This window comes from Embleya sp. NPDC050154 (assembly GCF_044460165.1).
GTDB lineage: Bacteria > Actinomycetota > Actinomycetes > Streptomycetales > Streptomycetaceae > Embleya.
The window spans coordinates 70,107-89,399 of record NZ_JBITJP010000020.1; the positions used below are offsets into that span (position 1 = coordinate 70,107).

Below are 19,293 nucleotides of genomic sequence, written 5' to 3' on the forward strand. Positions count from 1 at the left end.
GTAACCACCGATCGACGCTGCGCGACCCGTGGGCAAGTACCGGTAACCACGCGGAAGTTACTCACGAGTATGCCGTGACTTGTCACGCGATCACGCCTAGAACTTGTTCCCACTCCGTCCCAGAGTGAGGAACGTCACATGAGCGATTCCGCCATGCACAGCAACAGTTCCAAGGGTTTCTCGCGCCGCACTTTCGTTACTGGAACCGGTTCCATCCTCGGCGTCGCGGCCCTCGCCGGCCGCGCCGGCGCGGCCCAGTCGACGGCAGCTGCCTCCACCGCCTCGATCCCCTCCGGGGCACGCGTCCCGGCCCTGGTGATCGGCACCGGGTACGGCGGCTGTGTCGCCGCACTGCGTCTTGCCCAGGCAGGCGTCGACGTGCACATGATCGAGATGGGAATGTCCTGGGACACCCCCGGCCCGGACGGCAAGATCTTCGCCAACACCACCTCCCCCGACGCCCGTTCCTTCTGGCTCCGCACCAAGACCAAGCAACCGCTGAGCAACTTCCTCGGCTTCCCGATCGACCGGGACATCCCCAGGTACACCGGCATCCTGGACGCCGAGGAGTTCGCCGGCATCACCGTCTACCAGGGCCGAGGCGTCGGCGGCGGTTCGCTGGTCAACGGCGGCATGGCGGTGACCCCCAAGCGGGAGAACTTCGGCGCCATCCTGCCCTCGGTGAACGCCGACGAGATGTACAACACCTACTACCCGCGCGCCAACGCCGGTCTGGGCGTGGCCACCATCGACCCGGCCTGGTTCGACACCACCGCCTGCTACCAGTACGCCCGGGTCGGCCGCAAACACGCCCAGCGCTCCGGCTTCCCGTTCGTGTTCGTGCCCACCGTGTACGACTGGGACTACATGAAGCAGGAGGCCGCCGGCGTCGTCCCCAAGTCCGCGCTGGCCGGTGAGATCCTCTACGGCAACAACTACGGCAAGAAGTCCCTGCAGAAGACCTACCTCGCCCGGATCCGGGACACCGGCCGGGTCACCATCTCCTCACTGCACAAGGTCACTTCGGTCTCCCCGGCGGCCGGCGGCGGCTACACCGTGGTGATCGACCGGATCGACACCGGCGGTGCCACCACGGTCACCAAGACCGTCGTCGCCGACAAGGTCTTCTTCGCCGCGGGCAGCGTCGGCACCAGCAAGCTGCTGGTCCGGCTCAAGGCCACCGGAGCACTGCCCGCCCTGAACAGCGAGATCGGCCAGGGTTGGGGCGACAACGGCAACGTCATGTGCGGCCGGGCCAACCACCTGTGGGATCCCACCGGTTCCCTCCAGTCCTCCATCCCCACCGGCGGCATCGACAACTGGAACGCCGGCGGCGCGTTCGCCGAGGTGGCCCCGCTGCCCACCGGCATCGAGACCTACGCCTCGTTCTACCTGTCGATCACCAAGAACCCGAACCGCGCCCGGTTCTCCTGGAACGCGGCGACGGGCAAGGTCGACCTGAACTGGCAGTCCTCCTGGAAACAGCCGTCCATCGACATGGCCAAGACCATCTTCGACAAGATCAACGCGAAGGAGGGGACGATCTACCGGACCGACCTCTTCGGCACGTACAAGATCTGGGGCGACCACCTCACCTACCACCCACTCGGCGGCGCGGTGTTGACCAAGGCCACCGACAACTACGGTCGCCTGCACGGCTATTCCGGGCTGTACGTGATCGACGGCGCGCTGATCCCCGGCAACACCAGCGTCAACCCGTTCGTCACCATCACCGCCCTCGCCGAACGCAACATCGAGAAGATCATCGCCACCGACCTGTGACGCCGGCCTGACCGCGCGCCCCGGTGAGCCCTCACCCCCCGGTGCGAGCACACTCCCGGGGCCGTCCGGAGCACTCCGGCCGGCCCCGGACCACACACCGCGCGGCCGACGTCGCGGCGCCCCGCGGCACGCGGCATCATGTGCGCGTGATCACCATTCATCTGAAGTACGAGATCGACGCCGACAAACTGGCGGACTTCGAGGAGTACGGCCGGCGCTGGGTCGGCCTGGTCAACCGCTTCGGCGGCACCCACCACGGCTACTTCCTGCCGAGCGAAGGCGACAGCGACATCGCCTACGCGCTCTTCTCCTTCCCCGGCTTCGCCGCCTACGAGCAATACCGCGTCGACAGCGCGACCGACCCCGAGTGCCAGGACGCGATCCGACTCGCCCGCGAGACCGGTTGCATCAAGCGCTACGAACGCCGCTTCCTGCGCCCGCTCGACGCCGGCTCCTGACCCGGCGATCGCGGCGTCGACCGACCACCGTCGGGAAGCTCCCGTGCCACACCGGGCCGGCCCCGCGACGAGATGCGGCGTCACGCCGGGGACCGACGGCGCCCGATCTCAGCACCGGTGGGACATCGCCTCTCAGTGCCGGTGGGACATCGTCGACTCGGAGACCAGCAACCGCAGCAACTCGTCCCGTCCCCCGCGCCGGAAGGCCTCCCGCTGCCGATCGGCCGCAGTCCCCTCCCGCATCAGCCGGTGCACCAGCGCGTCGACCTGACGGGCGTCCCCGGTATCCGCCAAAGCCGGGGTGACGTACTCGATCAACCGACCGACCAGCTCACCGGCCTTGAGGCGGTGCGGCGTGTACGGGTCGACCAGCACGTCGGTCAGACCGTGCCGCGCGGCGTACCACTGCGCCGCCGCGACGAGCTCGGGGGCGGGTCGAGGCGACGGCTGCCCGGCCGTCGCCTCCCGCAGCACGGTGGTCACCAGGGCCCGGACGATGCCGGCGAGCATCACCGCGTCGTCCACCCTGAGCTGCACGTCCATCGCCCGGACCTCGACCGTGGGATAGCGGTCGGAGAGCCGGATCTGCCAGTAGACCCGGGCCCGGTCGCGCAGCACGCCCGCGTTCAGCAGGTCGTCGATCCTGGCGTCGTAGTCGTTCGCGTCGACGAAGGCTGGTGGGACCCCACTGACCGACCAGCGGCCGAAGACGATCGTGCGCCAACTCGCGAAGCCGGTGTCGCCCCCCTCCCACAGCGGAGAGTTCGCGGACATCGCCACCAGCAGCGGCAGCCACGGGCGCAGCCGATTGAGCACGGTCACGCCGGCGTCCCGATCGGGGACCGCGACATGGACGTGCATCCCGTTGATGAACATCTCGTCGACCAGGCGCGGGGCGTCCGAATGCAGCGACCGGTAGCGGATCCGGTCGGTGACCTCGGCCGGGGGGCCGGGGCCGAAGGGCGAGGACCCGGACGCGACCAGGACGCATCCCGCCTGTTCGGCCGCGGCGGCCACCGAGTGACGCAGCCGCAGCAGGTGGCCGCCGACCTCGTCGAGCGTCTCGCACACCGGTGTGGCGACCTCGACCTGCATCTGCAACAACTCGGGCTGGATCTCGCCGCCGGCCACCGCCGGTTGCAGGTCCGCCGCCGCCCGAACCGTCTCGGCCATCGGCACCGGCAGGCCGTCGACGGGATCCACGAGCAGGTACTCCTCCTCGACGCCGAGCGTGATCACGGCCGCCCCCCGACCACGACGGGCACGGCTCCGCGAGCGAGCGTGCGGCGTACGGGGGCCACCCGTTGCCCCGAGGTCGAGCACACCATCGTGGACTCCTTCCAACCGTGACCACCGACGACGCCCCGCCGCCCCCGTCGGCCGAGCGGCGTCCACCCGACGCCCATCCGCCGCGTCCCCGCCTCGACGCGTGGATCCGCGACTCGCACGCCAAGGGCGCCGCAGGCGCGGCGCCCTTGGTCGGACTCGTGACTCAGACCGGCGTCCCCTCGTCGGCACAGTCGTCGGAGAGTTTCGCGACGGGGTTTATGGTCCGCTCGACCTCGCTCATGCACGGGCCGCAGAACGTCTCCCGTCGCCGGGCGCCGTCCACATCCCGGCTGGGGGGCAACGTCACCCCGCACATCGCGACGTCCTCGCTCTCCATCGCGTGCCACACCACGCTTTGTGCGTCCTGGACCGCTCTCATCACGTGCATGTCCGCTCCCGTGTCGTGAGATCCATCGACCTCACCATGTAATCCGCTGTGGGCTCGGCCCGCACGCCCAGCGCTTCCCGGACGGCGGGTGATCCGGGGCTCCGGGCACCCGATCAGGCACAATCCCGGTCGACGGCTTGGGCCGCGCGGGTGAACGCCACCCCCGTTCGGTACGCCCGGCTCACCCTCGGTGACGCGCGACACGACGCGGCACGGCGTGGCCGAGAGCGAGGACCTGCGGCTGATCTCGGTGGGTGACCCGGCGGCGTACCGGGAGGCGATCGAGGTGGGGTCGACTCTCGGGCCAGACACACCCCGGCCGGGCGCGGCGCCTCCGCGTCCCGGCCGGAGCTCCCACTCCCCGCCGGGTCCCGGTTCGCGCGCTCGAAGCGGACCGGTCGGGCTGCGTCCGGGGCGTCGGTGTCGGGGCCCACGCGATCGTTGAGCGTGGGTCAACGAAGGCGCGGCGGATCGACGTTGATCGGGAGGGTGCGCCGGTGGAGAGTTGAGGACGTCGGCGGCGCGGCCCGGTCGGGATCGGTGACTGGCCCGCCCCCACCCCATTCGAGCATCGGAGCAGCATGCCCTCCCCCACCCACCGTCGCGACGGCCTCGAAGTACGCCTGGCGAGTCGTCCGTGGGCGAACCCCGCGCGGAGGACTTCGAGTTCGCCCGGATCGAGGTTCGCGAGCCGGAAGCCGGCGAGGTCCTCGTGCGCAACACCTGGATGTCGGTGGATCCGTTCACCCGCGAATGGATGCACGCCGACGCGTACGTGCCGCCGTTCGTCATCGGCGAGCCGCTCGCCGGCGGCGCCGTCGGCGAAGTGGTCGCCTCGCGCGCGGAGGGCCTCCCGGTCGGCACGACCGTGTCGCACTTCGCCGGATGGCGCGAGTACGCCGTGCTGGGCGCCGACGCGGTCGCCGCGGTGGACACCGCGCTCGCCCCGGTCGAGACGCACCTGGGTGCGCTGGGCAGTACCGGCCTGACCGCCTACGCGACGCTGACCCGGGTACTGCCCGTGCAACCCGGCGACGTGGTCTACGTTTCGGCCGCCGCCGGCGCCACCGGCAGCGTCGCGGGACAACCGGCCCGCCGACTGGGCGCGGCCACGGTGATCGGCTCGACCGAGGGGGCGGAGAAGACCCGACTCCTCACCGAGGAGTTCGGCTTCGACGTCGGCATCGACCACACCCGGGGCCGACTGCGCGAGGACCTCGCCCGGGCCGCCCCCGACGGCGTCGACCTGACCGTGGAACTCGTCGGCGGCGCGCACCTGGAGGCCGCCATCGACGCCGCCCGGGTCGGCGGCCGGATCGCCGTGGTCGGAGCGATCTCCGGGTACAACGCCACCGGACCACTGCCCGGACCCACCAACATCTTCGCCACCGCCACCAAGGAGCTCACCCTGCGCGGCATGGCCGTCACCTCGTACTTCGGGCTCGCCGAGGAATGGACGAAGTTGGCCGCGCCCCTCCTGGCCGACGGCACCCTGCGCACCCGGCACACCGTGCTCCCCGGCCTGCGGCGGGCCCCGGAGGCGCTGATCGCACTGCTGCGCGGCGAGAACATCGGCAAGATGCTGGTACGGCTGGAGCACTGACGCCGGCACGGTCGCGCGCCGACCCGCGACGGCCCGGAGCGTGCCCGCGATCCCCGCCGGGCGATCGCGGACACGCCCTGACGACCGCCCGCCGAGCCCACCTGAGATCATGCTCGGGCCCTGCACGACGATCTGGACGAGGATCCGTGGAACGCTACGAAATCGAGGCCTTTCTCACCCTCGTCGAGGAATTGCACTTCGGCCGTGCCGCCGAGCGGCTGCGCATCTCCACCGGCCGGATGAGTCAGACCATCGCGAAGCTGGAACGCGGGATCGGCGCCCGGCTGTTCGAGCGCACCAGCCGCCGGGTCGCGCTCACCCCGATCGGCTGCCGGTTCCACGACGACCTGCGGCCCGGCCACGAGCAGATCGAGCGGGCCGTGGGGAAGGCGATCATGGCCGCCCGGGGCTTCGACGGCCCGCTGCACGTCGGCTTCCTGGGCGCCGCCGGGGGCCAATTCCTGTTGGAGGTGATCCGTGCCTTCCGCGCCGAGCACCCGACCTCCGAGGTGGACCTCCAGGAGTTCCAGATGAACACCTCGATCGCCGGGCTGCGCGCGCACAACTCCGATCTGGTGCTGGTCACCCGCCCGTTCGCCGATCCCGATCTGGTGATCGGACCCACCCTGTGGGCCGAGACCCGCTACCTGGCGCTTCCGTGCGAGCATCCGTTGGCCTCCCGCGCCGAGATCGGGCAGGAGGATCTGGCCGATGTCACGCTGCTGCGCATGCCGGCCAACTGCCCGTCCTCGGTCGCCGAGGACCGGGTCCCCTCCCGCACCCCCGCCGGCCGGCCGATCGCCCACGGCCGGCCCGCCACCACCTTCCTGGAGGCACTCGCCCTGGTGGGTGCCGGCGAGGGCGCGTTCACCGTGGGCGACCAGGTGAACCGCTTCTACGTCCGTCCCGACGTCAGCTACGTCCGGATCGCCGACGCCCCGCCGATCGAATGGGGGCTGATCTGGCGCAAGGCCCACGAGACGGAACGGGTGCGCGCGTTCAACGACCGGGCCGTCGCGCTGAGCCGCACCCGTACCGCGTCATGACCCGGCGTCCCGCACTCCCCGCTGCTGCGCCGCCCACTGCCCGGTGATCGGGACGTCCAGCACCGCTTTGCCCCGGACTTGGCGGGACAACAGCGCGTCGGCGGCGAGTTCGGCCTGCTGCCACGGGCCCCGCCAGCCGATCTGCGGCCTCAGTCGACCCGATTCCAGCAACCCGAGCAGCACCGCGAGGTCGTCCGCGAAGGGGGTCGCGACGTTGAAGTTCTCCAGTCGGCCGCGCGCGGAGTTGGTACCGGCCACCTCGAAGTCGATGGTGGTCGGCTGCCGGGCCGCCCGGCCGATCGCCTGCACCACCCCGTCCGCCTCCAGCCGGTAGAACGCCTCGGCCAGTTGCGGCCCGCCGACGTTGTCGAGCACGCCGTACACGGGAGTCGACAACGCGCCGGGTCCGGGCACGATCTCGGCGGCGCCCAACTCCCGCAGTCCTTCGGCCCGTTCGGGCGAACCGACCGAGGCGATCACGTGCGCGCCGGCGAGCGCGGCGAGTTGTACGGCGAACCGGCCGACGCCGCCGGAGGCGCCGGTGACCAGGACTCGGCGGCCGAGCACGGAGCCCAGTCGGCGGACGGCCTGGAGAGCGGTGACGCCGGCGACCGGAAGGGCGGCGGCGACGCCCAGGTCGACCGCCTCGGGGACGACGGCCAGGTTCGTGGTGTCGGCGGCGCGCAGTTCGGCCCACGCGCCGTCCCAGCCGAAGGTGACCACGCGGGTGCCCACCTCGGGTCCCGAGCCGTCGGCCGCGGCGCGCGCGACGATCCCGGCGGCGTCCCAGCCGGGGACGTGTCCGGTCGGTTCGCCGCTCGGCCGATAGGCGATCTCACCGAAGTTGAGCGAGAAGGCGGCGACCGCGACCAGTACCTGGTGCTCTCGCGGGCGCGGGTCCGGCGCGTCGGCCGCGTGCAGGCCCTGCGGGCCGTGGATGAGTGCTCGCATGTGTGCTTCCCGTGTGCTTCCCGGTCGGTCCCCGGCGCGCGGGGAGCGCGCGCCGGGGACGGGGTGGACGCCGATCACCGGTGGGTGTCGGCGAGGTGCGGTCGGTTGCCCGCGGCGACGGCCGGGGAGATCACCCCCGCGTCATTCGCGCGGTTGCGCGTCATCGGTGCCATCACCAGTCGATGGGGCAGTTCCAGTTTGCCGACGGTGAGGGGTTCGAAATATCCGGGCATGAGGACGCTCCTGTGCGGAAAGACACCCCCGTCGCGGTCGTGACGGAGGCACCCCTCAACCCTCGTCGGCCGGCGCGAACCGAACAACGCCGGATCCGACAAGGAACGGCGCGTCGCGCTAAACGATCCGCGCCCGGTCAGCGGCGCGCACGCGCTCCGGGCATCGGGCCCTCGCGTTTGAGCGTCTCGACGATCGGCGTGGTCTCCACGCTCGTGATGCCCTCGACCGAGCCCAGCGATTCCGCGATGAAGTCGTACAGGTCCGCCGTGTCGCGACACAGCACGCTCGCCAGGAAGTTCGCGCGTCCGGTCGCGGCGGCCCCGAACACCACCCGGGGGTCGGCCGCGACGACCTCGGCGACGGCGTCGAGGGCGGACGGGCGCACATTCATCCACAGGAACGCGCACAGGCCGTAGCCCAGGTTCGCCGCGTCCGTCTCCACCTCGAAGAACAGCACGCCCGTGCCGCGCAGCAGTTCCACCCGCCGGCGCACCGCCGACTCCGAGGTTCCGCAGGCTCGGGCGAGTTCCGCGTACGAGGTGCGGCCGTCCCGGGCCAGTGCCGCGAACAGTTCGCGGTCGCCGTCCACCCACGCGGGCACCGGCGTGTCCCACGACGGCTGCGGAGCGGCCCGGGTCAACGCGTCGACCTGGGCCGGGGTGAGGCCGATGTTCTGCCCCTGCCACGTCGTCGGCCCACCGACGACCACGCGCAGCAGGCAGTACATCTCCAACCCGATCACCCCGGCCGCGCGGCCCAGTTGCCGGGACAGTTCGCCCCCCGGGGCCTCGGGGCCCTTCGCTCGGGTCACGCACATCACCTCGGTGCCGGCCGCCAGCACTTGCAACCAGGACACGTCCGGTCGCCGGCCCAGACCCTGGGCCACCGCGTCCACCGCGTCCGGCACGCACCGCACCCGCAGGACCCACGACGTCTGACCGGTGCGTCGGGTATCGGTGATCGGTACCACCCGGATCGCGCCGCTCGCGCGCATGCGGCGATAGTGCCGCAGCACGGTCGCGTCGGAGACGCACAGCACTTCGGCGATCCGCGCGAAGGGTGCACGACCGTCGATGTCGAGCGCGTGCAGGATGGCCAGGTCGACGGCGTCGAATTCGATGGATCCCATCACCCGAAGCCTAGCAATGATGGGAATCCGCCGTATCGAAGCTTCGCACTCGACCGGGTCACGCGAATACGCGACTGTTTCCGTCAGCGGCGCCGAGCGGACGACGGCCCGCGCCGCCCGCGTCTCGCCCGACCCCGTCCGGTCGGGATCCGACGCGACCCTCAGCAAAGCCATGCAGCCCATCCGACCCATCGGGTCGCTTCGGCTCGTTCCGCCAAGGAGTCATCGTGCGCAAATGGGGACCGCTCGTCGCGGTCTGTCTCGGATCGTTCATGCTGCTCGTCGACGTCACCATCGTCATCGTCGCCCTGCCGGACATGGGCGCCGACCTGGGTTCCTCGTACACCGACCTGCAGTGGGTGTTGGACGCCTACTCCCTCGCCCTGGCCGCGCTCATGCTCGGCGCCGGGTCGCTCGCCGACCGGGTCGGCCGACGGCGGGTCTTCGTCCTCGGCACGATGTTGTTCACCGCCGCGTCGCTGCTGTGCGCGCTGTCCTTGGACACGGCGACGCTGATCGCGGCGCGGGCACTGCAGGGCGTCGGCGGCGCGGCGATGTTCGCCACCACGATCGCCCTGCTCGGGCACGCCTACCAGGGCCGCGACCGAGGCGTCGCGTTCGGCGTGTGGGGATCGATCAGCGGGGCCGCCGCCGCGATGGGGCCCATTCTGGGCGGCCTGCTGACGCAACATCTCGGCTGGGAGGCGATCTTCCTGATCAACGTGCCCATCGGGGTGGCGACCGCGCTGATGGCCTGGCGGGTGCTCGGCGAGTCGCACGGGAACCGCTCGGCGCGACTGGACCCGATCGGCATGCTCACCTTCACCCTCGGCGCGGCACTGCTCACCTACGGGTTCGTCCGCGCGGGCGGAGCCGGCTGGACCGAGGGCGGGACCCTCGCCGTGTTCGCCGGCGCCGCGCTCGCGTTCGTGGTCTTCGTGGTGACCGAGGTCCGGGTCGCCGAGCCGATGATCGACCTGGCGCTGTTCCGCCGCGCGTCGTTCGGCGCGATCATGGCCGCCGGCCTGCTGATCCAGTTCGCCGCGTTCTCCGGTTTCCCGCAGATGTCGGTGTGGCTCCAGTCGGTGCTCGGGTACGGCCCGGTGGAGGCCGGACTGGCACTGTTGCCGCTGGCCGCGACCTCGTTCGTGGTGTCCGCGCTGGCGGGCCGGTTCCTGCTCGGGGTGGCGCCCACATGGTCGATCGGGATCGGCGCGGTGTTCATCGGCGTCGGCAGCCTCGCACTGACCCTGGTCGACGCCGGATCGGGCTGGGCGGCTCTGACTCCCGGCCTGGTGCTGGGCGGGGTCGGAGTGGGCCTGGTCATGCCGCAGTTGGCCGGCGCGGCGCTGGCCGCCGTCCCGCCCGCGCGCGCCGGGATGGCCGGCGGCGCGCTGAACACCTTCCGACAGTTGGGCTTCGCGCTCGGCATCGCCGTGGTGGGTGTGCTCTTCCGCGACGGCGCGGCCCACACGCTGCGCGAGGCCGGGTCGGTCGGCGGCGACCCGCACGCCACCGCCGAGGCGCTCGGCGGCGGCCGGGCCCAGGAGATCGCGGCGGCGGCGCCCGCGGACTCCCGGGATGTCGTACTGGGCACCCTGCGCGAGGCGTTCGCGGCGGGAATGGACCGCACGTTCGTGCTCTGCGGGGTACTCGGGATCGCGGCGGGCGCACTGGTCCTGCTGACCGGTCGGGCCGCACCCGCCACCGCGGCCGCGCCCCCGGACCGGCGGCCGGCACCCGACTCCGAGACCGCACCCGCATCCGCGTCGCGGTGACGTCACACCGGCACGCGCCGCCCGGGAAGTGCCCCGGGCGGCGCGTGTTCGCGGCCGTCCGCGGGCGTCAGGCGTGGGCCATTTCGACCACCTTGGCGGTGGGCGCGTTGCGCTTGACCGAGTCGATCCCGTTCATGCACGCCGCGCGGGTCTCGTAGGCCTCACCGACGGCGATGATCTGCCCGTTCCCGGCCTTCAGCCTGAACCGGAACTTGCCTGCCTTGTCGGTGTACATCTCGAACTTGGCGGCCATCACACACACCTCCGTGATCGCGTCGCCCCTACCATGGTCTCGCTACGCGCGCCCGCCGGCATCCGCACCGGCCCGTCGAGGCCCCGGTCGTGGCAGCCGCCTCGGGCGGTCGCGGGTCCTCGATCGGGAGTGTCATCTCGGGGTCACGGTGCGTTGCCCAGCGCCTGGCGCAGCGGCAGCGCGCCGGTGGCGATGTGGATTCCGCGCGAGACGATCCGCGCGTTGGTCGAGTCGAGCATGGACAGTCGGGACAGCGGCGCGGGACCGTCGTCGTGCAGCGAACAGCACAGGAGCAGCATCGTGCGCAACGCCCCCGGCGGGAACTGCGCGTCGGAGGCGGTGACCACCTCGCGCAGCGTCCGCCAGCGCACCGCCGCGTAGCGGCCGTCGTCGGACCAGTCCAGGCATACCGCGTACAACTCGGGGCGGCGCACGAACGAGCCTTCCTCGGTGAGGATGTACGTGGTCGCCTGGTCCGCGTGGCTGCCCTCGGCCGCGCGGTAGAGCGCGGCCTCGATCACTTCCGAGGACATCGCCGGGACGGAGGCCCCGTCGGTGTGGCGGGTGGGGCGCGCCGTGACCCGGTCGCCGCGGTGCTTGGCGTCGTTCCGGTTGCGCCGGCTGCTCGGGCGACGATCGGTGCTCATGAGACAACCCTTCGGGCCGGGTCCGGTGCCCACGTGTGGGCGGGGGCGAGCAGGTGCGCGGGTTCCACCTTGAACAGTTGGGCCAAACGCTCCACATCGTTGAGGTCGAAGGGGAGTTCACCGGTGAAGCGACGCCACGCCCAGGACCGGCCGTGTCCCAGTGCCTCGCCGATCGCACCGTCCGTGTAGCCGTCGCGCCGTGCGAGCATCCGCACGTTGCGCACCACGATCATCCGGATCGGTTCGTTCGAATCCGAGTCCCGGGTGGATATCGGCTCCGCCGTTCTCGTCCCACGCACCCCAGGCGCAACATCTCTCATCTCCGCAGAGTAGATCGCCACTTGCGGGAGCGGTAGAGCACAAGGAGGACAATCATCCCTCTGTGCGGGAAAGTTGCCGCGTCACACGAACGCGTCGAACCTCGGAACCGGGTCCGGTACGGGCTTGCGGATCTTCAGGGGTGGGTCCGGAACGGGCTTGCGGGTCTTCGGGAGCCGGTGGGGAGCCCGCCTGCGGATCTTCGGAACCGGGTGCGGACCCGGTCGAAGGGTCGTCGGGGCCCGGCGCGGAACCGGCCTGCGGGTCTATGGCCGCACCTCCGTGTCCGCCAGCGGGTCGGACCAGATGTCCAGGGGCACGAAACCGGTGGCGTGCCCGTTCGGGCCGACCACGCGGCCCATCTGCTTGATCACCTGGATGGTGACCGCGCTGTCCACCACCTCGACCCGGGGGAAACGCCCGGACCACTCGGCCTCCAGGGTCGGTACGTCCGCCGCCCGGCGCAACCACACCACGACGACCAGGTTGGCGGTGCCGGTGACCACGGCGCACATGCGCACGTCGGCCGACGCGGTCAACCGGGCGGCGGTCTCGTCCAGTTCGGCTGCCGGCACCCGCAGCCACCAGGTCGCGCAGACCGGCCAGCCGGTGAGCGAGCGGGCCACCTCACCCCGGAATCCGGCCTGCCCGCCGGCGGTCAGCCGGGCCAGCCGGCGGGCCACCGTGACGCCGCTGGTGCCCAGTCGGCGGGCCAGTTCCGCGGTACCCAGTCGCCCGTCGGGGCCCAGTTCGAGCAGCAACGCCCGGTCCGCGTCGTCCAGTGCCCGGGTGGGCCGGCTCGACATGCGCGGCGGGCCGCTCAGCAGGTCGCGCTGCTCGCGGTCCAGAGCGCGCAGCCGCCACGCGCCCGAGTCCTTGTACAGGCGCAGCGGGAGCTGGACCCGGATGCCGGTGATGCCCGGGACGGACGGCAGCCGGATCCGCAGGTATTGCGCCAGCGCGTCGGCGTCGGCCGCGGCGGCGGTGATCAACAGGTCGCGGTTGCCGGTGAGGTACTCGACGTTGAGGGCGTGTCGATGCCGGGCCAGGCGCGCGGAGACCTCCGGGATCCGGCCCGGAGCCACCCGGATCTCGACCAGCGCGACGCTCGTGCCGCCGAGTGCCCCGGGACCGCCGCCCGGGTGGCAGGTGATCCACGCGGCGCCGCTGCGCTCCAGGCGGCGCCAACGGCGGGCCAGGGTGACCGGGTCGACGCCGAGCACCGGTCCCAGCTCGGTCCAGGTCGCGCGCGGCGACAGTTGCAGCGCGTGGACGAGCGCGAGGTCGAGTTCGTCCAGCGCTTCCGGGCCGAGCGCCGCTTTCGATTCCTGCATCAGCCGGGCCTCTCGGGATCACTTTCGGCATCCACGATGCCGGCACGCGTACGGCGGCAACCCTGGTGGGGGTCCGTGGCGGTGCCATGGACGGCCCACGACTGCAGTGAGGACGTACGGTGAAACCGCTCCGACGGCACGACGGCACCCTGTTCCGGGACCTGAACCACAACGGCACGATGGAGCCGTACGAGAACCCGGGCCTGCCGATCGAGGAGCGGGTCGCCGACCTGCTGGCCCGGATGACGTTGGCCGAGAAGGCCGCGCTGATGTGCCACGGGCGGATCGCCGGCAGGCGGGCGGACGCCTTCCCGACCGACTGCGAGGCACTCACCGGGCTCGGCGTCAGCCACTTCCTGGTGATGTCCGCCCCGACCGCCCCGGTGATGGCGCGGTGGAACAACCACCTCCAGGATCTGGCCGCCGGCACCCGGTTGGGCATCCCGGTCACGTTGTCCTCGGACCCCCGGCACGGGTTCGGCGACAACCCGGCGGCGGCGCACACCGGTGGCGGGTTCTCGCGCGGGCCGGAGCCGATCGGTCTGGCCGCCACGAACGATCCCGGGCTGGTTCGCGAGTTCGCCGCCGCCGCGGCGCGCGAGCTGCGCGCGGTGGGCATCCGGGTCGCGGTGCATCCGATGGCCGACCTGGCCACCGAGCCGCGCTGGGCGCGGATCGCGGGCACCTTCGGCGAGGACGCGGAGAGGGTGTCACGGATGCTGGCCGCGTACATCGGCGGCATGCAGGGCGCGGCCCTGGGCGCCGAGAGCGTGGCGTGCATGGTCAAGCACTTTCCCGGCGGCGGCCCGGTGGCCGGCGGCGAGGACCCGCACTTCGCGTACGGCCGGCTCCAGGTCTATCCGGGTGGCCGATTCGAGCACCACCTGCGGCCGTTCGAGGCCGCGCTCGCGGCGGGCGTCGCCCAGGTGATGCCGGCGTACGGGATCCCGGTCGGCGTCGGGCTCGCCGAGGTCGGCTCGGGCTTCAACCGGGACGTGATCGCCGGGCTGCTGCGCGGCCGGTACGGCTTCGACGGCGTGGTGTGCACCGACTTCAATCTGTTGCGGGGTATGCCGGTTCCCGGTGTCGGCGACTTGCCCGCGCGCAACTGGGGGGTGGAGCACCTGCCGCTCGCCGAGCAGGTGCGGCTGCTCCTGGACGCGGACGTGGACCAGTTCGGCGGCGAGATCCGGCCCGGGTTGATCGTCGACGCGGTGCGCTCCGGTGCGGTCGCCGAGGCCCGGATCGACGCGTCGGCCCGGCGGATCCTGCGCGACAAGTTCCGCCTGGGCCTGTTCGAGGACCCCTACGTCGACCCGGACGCGGCGGAGGAACTGGTCGGCCGGCCGCGGACCCGTGCGCTGGGTCGTCGCGCGCAGCGGCGCTCCCTGGTCCGGTTGCACGGCGAGGTGCCGGCGCACGGCCCGGACCGCAAGGTGTACGTGGAGAACATCGATCCGGAGTCGGCATCGCGCTACGGCACGGTCGTGGACCGGCCGGCGGACGCGGACCTCGCGGTGCTGCGCCTGAACGCCCCGTACGAGCCGCGCGAGGGACTGCTGGAGCGGTACTTCCACGCCGGTTCGCTGGAGTTCCCGGCGCCGGAGTCGGCCCGCCTGCGCGAGTTGGCCGCGCTCGTCCCGCTCGCCGTCTGCGTGTTCCTGGACCGGCCCGCCGTGCTCACCGAACTCGCGGACGTGGCATCCGTGTTGCTCGCCGATTTCGGCGCGGACGACGACCTGGTGTTGGATGCGGTGTTCGGCCGCGCCCCGGTCGACGGGCGGTTGCCGTTCGACCTGCCGTCGTCGATGCGCGCGGTCGAGGAGTCCCGCGAGGACGTGCCCTTCGACACCCGCGACCCCCTGTTCCGCTGCGGCCACCCGGGGCCGCCGCCGGCCGGGACGAGCGAGCCGAGCACGGGCCCGGTGCGCTGACCCTGCCGCATGCCGCTCCGGCTGTCGCTTCGGTGTTCACGACCGGGCCGATTCCGCCCACGCCGAGGTCAGTCGGTCCACGATGCGGTGCAGCACGTCGTCCGCGAAGCCGAACGGGACGCGCAGGCACCGTGCTGCGCCGTTCGACGGAGGTGCCCGAGGAGGGTCGCGGGCCCGCGCGGTCGTTGCGGCGGGTCTTCCTGGACGGCGTGCTCGTGAACGTGCCGAATCCCAAGGTCGTGCTCTTCTTCCTCGCGTTCCTTCCGCAGTTCGTGCCCTCGGGGGCGTCGCCGACCCGGGCCAGGGTGTGGATGGTGGGCCTGGGTGCGAGCGTGTCCGCGATCGGCCTGCTCGTCGGGCTCGGCTACACGTTCGCCGCGGACGCCGCCCGGCACCTGGTGGGCGGCGGGCGTCCCGGGCGGGACCTGGCCGGGTACCTGGTGGGCGGCGTCTACCTCGCGCTGGGACTGTTGGTCGCGCGGTGACCGGGGTGCCGTTCAGCGCAGGCGCCGACCCTCGCCGGTCGCGGGTGGCGGTGCGTTGCTCGGTGGTTGGTTGTCCACGGGCGAACCCCGGCGCCCGCCCGGCGCGATGCCGGGCGGGGTATCGGGCGAGGTATCGGGCGGCGCGGTGCGGGGCGGGACACTGGGCGGCGCGGTGCCGCCGTGCGGGACACTGGGCGGCACGGTCGAGACGGCACTCGGGTTCGGCGCGGGCACGCCCGCCGGGGACTCCGGCGTCGAGGCGGGCGCGGTCGTGGTCGGCCCGCCGGTCTCCGGCGCGGGCCCGGCCGGCGGTACGGTCACCGGGCGCGGGGCGTCCGGGGCGGAGATCGAGCCGGCCACCGCCCACCCGGCCGCGGCCAGCGCGAACGCCGCCACCGGCACCGCCAGTCGGAGCGGGACGCGCCGCGTCCGCGCCGGTGCGATCGGCAACGGCACCTCGCGCGGGCGCACCGTCGCGGGGGTCACCGCGTCGGCCCGTCGGCCCAGCCAGTCGCGCAGTTCGGCCTCCAGGGCCGTGTGCTCGGGCGTCCCCGACCGCAGGGGTTCACCGCCGTGTCGAGTCACGCCTCGTCCTCCATAAGCAGCCGGTGCAGTGCGGTCAGCCCGCGACTCGCGGTGGATTTCACGGTGCCGGACGGTATGCCCAGCGTGCCGGCGATCTCGCTTTCGCTGAGGTTCTCCCAGTAGCGCAGCACCAGCACCTCGCGTTGCCGTCGGGTCAGCCGTCCCAGCGCGTGGCGCAGTCGCCGGTCGCGTTCGGCGCGCAGCGCGTCGTCCTCGGGCGAGGCCACCGGCGGCGGCACCGGCGGTATCCAGGCCCGCGCGGTCCGCCGTCGACGCAGCACCGACCGGGCGCCGTTGACCACGCAGCGCCGCAGGTAGGCGGGTGGGTCGTCGAGTTCGCCCAGGCGCGCGCCGTGCCGACGGAAGGCCGCCGTGAAGGCCTCCTGTACGACGTCCTCTGCGGTCTCCTGGTCGTCCACCAGCAGCGTGGCCAGGCGCACCAGGCGCATCCGGTGCGCGTGGTAGAGCTGCGTCATGGTCGGCGGCGGCTCGCCGGCCTCCCGGGTCCGCCGGCGGAACAGGCCGAAGGCACGCCGGCGGGGCGCCGCGTCCGGGGTGGGCGGCGTCCGGGGGGCCGGGATCGGGTCGCGGTGGACCCGGACGTGGGATTCCTGGATGGCCGTGAACTCCTCGGATGCGTACCGATGGACTGCCGATGCCGTGGGTCGGCGCCGCGGCCGGCCGGTGGCCCGGGGGCGTCGACGTCCCAGGGCCACCGGCCGGTTCCACGCACCGATCAGCTCGCGGTACCGCCGCGACGCCGGCCGAGCACGACGGCACCGCCGCCGAGCAGGAGTAGTCCCGCGGCGCCGCCGATGTACAGCGCGGTCTTGTCGTCACCGCCGGTCTCGGCGAGGCGGCGTTCCGCCGGCGCCGGGGTGGCCGCCGGGTTGCCGGCCCGCCCGGGCGCCTCGGCGGGCGGCGGCGTGGTGGCGACACCGGGGCGCGCGGCCGGGGGCACGGTGCCGACGCCGGGACGCGCGGTCGGGGGCACGCTGGGGGTGCGGGCCTCGGGCGCCGCGTCCCGAGGCGGCTGCGTGGCCGGGACCGCCCGGGAGTCCGAAACGCGCGCCGGGCTCGCCGGCGAGGTGTCGTCGGCCATCGCCGGGCTCTGCGTCAGCAGCACGGCCGAGGCCGCCAGAACGAAACCGGCGCCGTGCACGCGACCGGCGCGAACCCGGGCCCGGCCGGCGGGCGGCGACGCGGTCGTGCGGGGAGGGACACGCGGGGAGGGAATGAACACCGTTCTCCTTGTCGAGCATCGAACGGACCGCCGTGCGCACACGCCGGCCGCCACCACTCGGTGACGGACATCCAGACGCGCGGACCCTCGCCGGGTTCCCGATTGCGCCGAACTTTTTTCACCCGCCGCCGAGCCGCCCGTCGCGGTTCGCCCTCCTCGGCACGTATCCGTTCGGTGGATCGAGGCGTGGACCATCGACGACTGCGCGAACAGACGGGCGCCACATACCCGAACGGATATGGCTGACCTCGGATTCGGCATTTGTATGTCATGTCCGCCGGGGTCAGGATCCATGTGACGCACTGTGAACACCGGCCGCCGCAGCGGCTTTGCGGAGTGAACGCCCGCCCCCGAGTGGATAGGTCACCCATGAGTAATTCGGCTCCGAAAGAGGGCATCGACGGCGGTGGAAAGACGGCGGGAAGAACCGCCGTCGCGACTTTGGCCGGAACCACCCTGGAGTGGTACGACTTCTTTCTCTACGGCACCGCCGCCGCACTCATCTTCGACAAGCAGTTCTTCCCGTCGCTGAGCCCCGCGGCGGGTACTCTCGCCTCGTTCGCCACCCTGGCCGTCGGATTCGTCGCCCGACCGCTGGGCGGACTGGTCTTCGGTCATTTCGGCGACCGTATCGGCCGCAAGGCGACCCTGGTGGTGTCGCTGGTGATGATGGGAATCGGCTCGACCCTCATCGGCGCCATTCCCAACTACGACGCGATCGGCTACTGGGCGCCCGTGCTGCTCGTCGTGCTGCGCGTGGTGCAAGGCATCGGTCTGGGCGGCGAGGGCGCGGGCGCGACACTGATGTCGATGGAGCACGCCCCGGCCGGCAAGCGGAACCTGTACGCGGGATTCCCCCAGATGGGAACACCCGCCGGCCTGGTCCTGGCGAACATGATCTTCCTCGCCACCAGCACGGTGATGAGCGATCACGCATTCACCTCGTGGGGCTGGCGCGTCCCGTTCCTGATGAGTTTCGTCCTGGTCGCGGTGGGCCTGGTGATCCGGCTACGGGTCACCGAATCCCCATCCTTCGATCATGCTCTGGAACAGGGCGAGGTGGTCCGCTTTCCGCTCGCCGAGGCATTCAAGGTCGGCTTCCCACGCCTGGGCCTCACGCTGCTCGCCGTGGTCGCCAATTCCGCCGTCGCGTACGTATTCATGGTTTTCACGCTGTCGTACGGAACCAAGCATCTCGGCTATGAGAAGAGATTCCTGATCCTGAGCATCTCGGCCGCCGCCGTGTTGTGGTTCGCGAGTATTCCGCTGTGGACACGAATCGCCGACCGATACGGCAGACGCACCATGTTCATCGGCGGTTCGGCCGCGATCCTGGCGTGGTGTCTCGCCTTCTTCCCTTTGCTGAACACCGGGAATTCGGCGCTCGCCGTGTTGGCCCTCGCCGGAATGGGCCTCATCATTCCGATCACGCACTGTGTCCAGGGCGGGATCATCGCCGACACCTTCCCCGTCCACGTCCGGTACTCGGGGTCCTCGTTGATCCTGCAACTCGGCGCCGTCCTCGGCGGCGGACTGGCTCCGACGATCTCCACCGCGCTGTTGAACTCCGGCGCCTCCTCGACCGGCGTGACCTGGTATCTGGCGGCGATGTGTCTGGTCAGCCTGGTCGGCGCGATCGCGCTGTTCCGCGTGGTCCCGGAGAGCTCGCAGGAACCGGTCGTACGTCCCGGCGCGGTCGCCGCGGAGGCGTGAGGCACGCTACGAGGCGTGAGGCACGCTACGAAGCCCACGCGCTCGGGACCGATCGCGCCGCGGACCGCGGCGGCCGGTCGGGA

Annotated in this window: 20 protein-coding genes; 8 read left to right on the forward strand and 12 right to left on the reverse strand. The window is 72.1% G+C overall.

Features of this window, described 5'->3' with window-relative positions; all coding sequences use genetic code 11:
• Nucleotides 1-138: 138 nt before the first annotated feature.
• Both ACIBSV_RS34435 and ACIBSV_RS34440 read left to right on the forward strand, forming a co-directional pair.
• A complete protein-coding gene (locus ACIBSV_RS34435) occupies nucleotides 139-1,782 on the forward strand; it encodes a GMC oxidoreductase (RefSeq protein ID WP_395870118.1) in 1,644 nt (547 codons plus the stop codon).
• A gap of 146 nt (nucleotides 1,783-1,928) precedes the next feature.
• Entirely contained in the window at nucleotides 1,929-2,240 is a 312-nt protein-coding gene (locus tag ACIBSV_RS34440; protein ID WP_395870120.1) for an NIPSNAP family protein, read from the forward strand.
• Between the two features lie 132 nt (nucleotides 2,241-2,372).
• On the opposite strand, the gene ACIBSV_RS34445 is transcribed toward ACIBSV_RS34440, so the two are convergent.
• Both ACIBSV_RS34445 and ACIBSV_RS34450 read right to left on the reverse strand, forming a co-directional pair.
• Nucleotides 2,373-3,479 carry a glutamate--cysteine ligase gene (locus ACIBSV_RS34445; RefSeq protein ID WP_395870122.1) on the reverse strand — a complete coding sequence of 369 codons (1,107 nt, stop codon included), beginning with the start codon at nucleotides 3,477-3,479 and terminating at the stop codon, nucleotides 2,373-2,375.
• Between the two features lie 253 nt (nucleotides 3,480-3,732).
• Nucleotides 3,733-3,957, reverse strand: coding sequence for a hypothetical protein (locus tag ACIBSV_RS34450; protein WP_331770523.1), 225 nt, complete (start codon nucleotides 3,955-3,957; stop codon nucleotides 3,733-3,735).
• 637 nt (nucleotides 3,958-4,594) lie between these two features.
• Between ACIBSV_RS34450 and ACIBSV_RS34455 the strand changes: the two genes are divergently transcribed.
• Nucleotides 4,595-5,560: an NADP-dependent oxidoreductase gene (locus tag ACIBSV_RS34455; RefSeq protein ID WP_395870124.1), complete on the forward strand. Its 966-nt coding sequence runs from the start codon at nucleotides 4,595-4,597 to the stop codon at nucleotides 5,558-5,560.
• A 146-nt stretch (nucleotides 5,561-5,706) separates the two neighbouring features.
• Nucleotides 5,707-6,606: a LysR family transcriptional regulator gene (locus tag ACIBSV_RS34460; RefSeq protein WP_395870126.1), complete on the forward strand. Its 900-nt coding sequence runs from the start codon at nucleotides 5,707-5,709 to the stop codon at nucleotides 6,604-6,606.
• Here ACIBSV_RS34460 and ACIBSV_RS34465 read toward each other — a convergent pair.
• The 3 genes from ACIBSV_RS34465 to ACIBSV_RS34475 all read right to left on the reverse strand — a co-directional run bounded on the left by ACIBSV_RS34465 (nucleotide 6,601) and on the right by ACIBSV_RS34475 (nucleotide 8,920).
• A complete protein-coding gene (locus ACIBSV_RS34465; RefSeq protein WP_395870128.1) occupies nucleotides 6,601-7,557 on the reverse strand; it encodes a zinc-binding dehydrogenase in 957 nt (318 codons plus the stop codon). The genes ACIBSV_RS34460 and ACIBSV_RS34465 overlap by 6 nt on opposite strands.
• Nucleotides 7,558-7,631: 74 nt before the next feature.
• On the reverse strand, nucleotides 7,632-7,790 hold the full coding sequence (locus tag ACIBSV_RS34470; protein WP_395870130.1) for a hypothetical protein: 159 nt from the start codon (nucleotides 7,788-7,790) through the stop codon (nucleotides 7,632-7,634).
• 137 nt (nucleotides 7,791-7,927) lie between these two features.
• The gene (locus ACIBSV_RS34475; protein WP_395870132.1) at nucleotides 7,928-8,920 is read right to left on the reverse strand and encodes an Lrp/AsnC family transcriptional regulator; all 993 of its coding nucleotides are present in this window, start codon (nucleotides 8,918-8,920) and stop codon (nucleotides 7,928-7,930) included.
• Nucleotides 8,921-9,147: 227 nt separating this feature from the next.
• On the opposite strand from ACIBSV_RS34475, the gene ACIBSV_RS34480 reads away from it, so the two are divergent.
• The gene (locus ACIBSV_RS34480) at nucleotides 9,148-10,698 is read left to right on the forward strand and encodes an MFS transporter (protein WP_395870134.1); all 1,551 of its coding nucleotides are present in this window, start codon (nucleotides 9,148-9,150) and stop codon (nucleotides 10,696-10,698) included.
• A 67-nt stretch (nucleotides 10,699-10,765) separates the two neighbouring features.
• Here ACIBSV_RS34480 and ACIBSV_RS34485 read toward each other — a convergent pair whose 3' ends face one another.
• From ACIBSV_RS34485 to ACIBSV_RS34500, 4 genes are all read right to left on the reverse strand, one after another.
• A complete protein-coding gene (locus tag ACIBSV_RS34485) occupies nucleotides 10,766-10,951 on the reverse strand; it encodes a YegP family protein (RefSeq protein ID WP_395870136.1) in 186 nt (61 codons plus the stop codon).
• A gap of 143 nt (nucleotides 10,952-11,094) precedes the next feature.
• On the reverse strand, nucleotides 11,095-11,598 hold the full coding sequence (locus ACIBSV_RS34490) for a hypothetical protein (RefSeq protein ID WP_395870137.1): 504 nt from the start codon (nucleotides 11,596-11,598) through the stop codon (nucleotides 11,095-11,097).
• Nucleotides 11,595-11,918, reverse strand: coding sequence for a helix-turn-helix domain-containing protein (locus tag ACIBSV_RS34495; protein WP_395870138.1), 324 nt, complete (start codon nucleotides 11,916-11,918; stop codon nucleotides 11,595-11,597). The genes ACIBSV_RS34490 and ACIBSV_RS34495 overlap by 4 nt, the downstream gene beginning before the upstream one ends.
• Before the next feature lie 264 nt (nucleotides 11,919-12,182).
• Nucleotides 12,183-13,250: an Lrp/AsnC family transcriptional regulator gene (locus ACIBSV_RS34500; RefSeq protein WP_395870139.1), complete on the reverse strand. Its 1,068-nt coding sequence runs from the start codon at nucleotides 13,248-13,250 to the stop codon at nucleotides 12,183-12,185.
• A 179-nt stretch (nucleotides 13,251-13,429) separates the two neighbouring features.
• Between ACIBSV_RS34500 and ACIBSV_RS34505 the strand changes: the two genes are divergently transcribed.
• Nucleotides 13,430-15,184: a glycoside hydrolase family 3 protein gene (locus ACIBSV_RS34505; RefSeq protein WP_395870331.1), complete on the forward strand. Its 1,755-nt coding sequence runs from the start codon at nucleotides 13,430-13,432 to the stop codon at nucleotides 15,182-15,184.
• A gap of 131 nt (nucleotides 15,185-15,315) precedes the next feature.
• On the forward strand, nucleotides 15,316-15,669 hold the full coding sequence (locus ACIBSV_RS34510; protein ID WP_395870140.1) for a LysE family translocator: 354 nt from the start codon (nucleotides 15,316-15,318) through the stop codon (nucleotides 15,667-15,669).
• Nucleotides 15,670-15,681: 12 nt separating this feature from the next.
• Here the strand turns inward: ACIBSV_RS34510 and ACIBSV_RS34515 are convergent, their stop codons facing one another.
• From ACIBSV_RS34515 to ACIBSV_RS34525, 3 genes are all read right to left on the reverse strand, one after another.
• On the reverse strand, nucleotides 15,682-16,254 hold the full coding sequence (locus ACIBSV_RS34515) for a hypothetical protein (RefSeq protein ID WP_395870142.1): 573 nt from the start codon (nucleotides 16,252-16,254) through the stop codon (nucleotides 15,682-15,684).
• A complete protein-coding gene (locus ACIBSV_RS34520) occupies nucleotides 16,251-16,730 on the reverse strand; it encodes an RNA polymerase sigma factor (protein ID WP_395870144.1) in 480 nt (159 codons plus the stop codon). The genes ACIBSV_RS34515 and ACIBSV_RS34520 overlap by 4 nt, the downstream gene beginning before the upstream one ends.
• A 260-nt stretch (nucleotides 16,731-16,990) precedes the next feature.
• Complete coding sequence (locus ACIBSV_RS34525) at nucleotides 16,991-17,497, reverse strand: LAETG motif-containing sortase-dependent surface protein (RefSeq protein WP_395870146.1); 507 nt, start codon at nucleotides 17,495-17,497, stop codon at nucleotides 16,991-16,993.
• Between the two features lie 456 nt (nucleotides 17,498-17,953).
• On the opposite strand from ACIBSV_RS34525, the gene ACIBSV_RS34530 reads away from it, so the two are divergent.
• The gene (locus ACIBSV_RS34530) at nucleotides 17,954-19,210 is read left to right on the forward strand and encodes an MFS transporter (protein WP_395870334.1); all 1,257 of its coding nucleotides are present in this window, start codon (nucleotides 17,954-17,956) and stop codon (nucleotides 19,208-19,210) included.
• Nucleotides 19,211-19,293 lie beyond the last annotated feature (83 nt).

Coding starts and splice junctions, on each gene's coding strand:
- ACIBSV_RS34505 (WP_395870331.1), top strand. CDS start 13,430: ATGGAGCCGTACGAGAACCCGGGCCTGCCGATCGAGGAGCGGGTCGCC.
- ACIBSV_RS34450 (WP_331770523.1), bottom strand. CDS start 3,957: ATGCACGTGATGAGAGCGGTCCAGGACGCACAAAGCGTGGTGTGGCAC.
- ACIBSV_RS34490 (WP_395870137.1), bottom strand. CDS start 11,598: ATGAGCACCGATCGTCGCCCGAGCAGCCGGCGCAACCGGAACGACGCC.
- ACIBSV_RS34520 (WP_395870144.1), bottom strand. CDS start 16,730: ATGACGCAGCTCTACCACGCGCACCGGATGCGCCTGGTGCGCCTGGCC.
- ACIBSV_RS34470 (WP_395870130.1), bottom strand. CDS start 7,790: ATGCCCGGATATTTCGAACCCCTCACCGTCGGCAAACTGGAACTGCCC.
- ACIBSV_RS34435 (WP_395870118.1), top strand. CDS start 139: ATGAGCGATTCCGCCATGCACAGCAACAGTTCCAAGGGTTTCTCGCGC.
- ACIBSV_RS34485 (WP_395870136.1), bottom strand. CDS start 10,951: ATGGCCGCCAAGTTCGAGATGTACACCGACAAGGCAGGCAAGTTCCGG.
- ACIBSV_RS34500 (WP_395870139.1), bottom strand. CDS start 13,250: ATGCAGGAATCGAAAGCGGCGCTCGGCCCGGAAGCGCTGGACGAACTC.
- ACIBSV_RS34475 (WP_395870132.1), bottom strand. CDS start 8,920: ATGGGATCCATCGAATTCGACGCCGTCGACCTGGCCATCCTGCACGCG.
- ACIBSV_RS34465 (WP_395870128.1), bottom strand. CDS start 7,557: ATGCGAGCACTCATCCACGGCCCGCAGGGCCTGCACGCGGCCGACGCG.
- ACIBSV_RS34495 (WP_395870138.1), bottom strand. CDS start 11,918: ATGAGAGATGTTGCGCCTGGGGTGCGTGGGACGAGAACGGCGGAGCCG.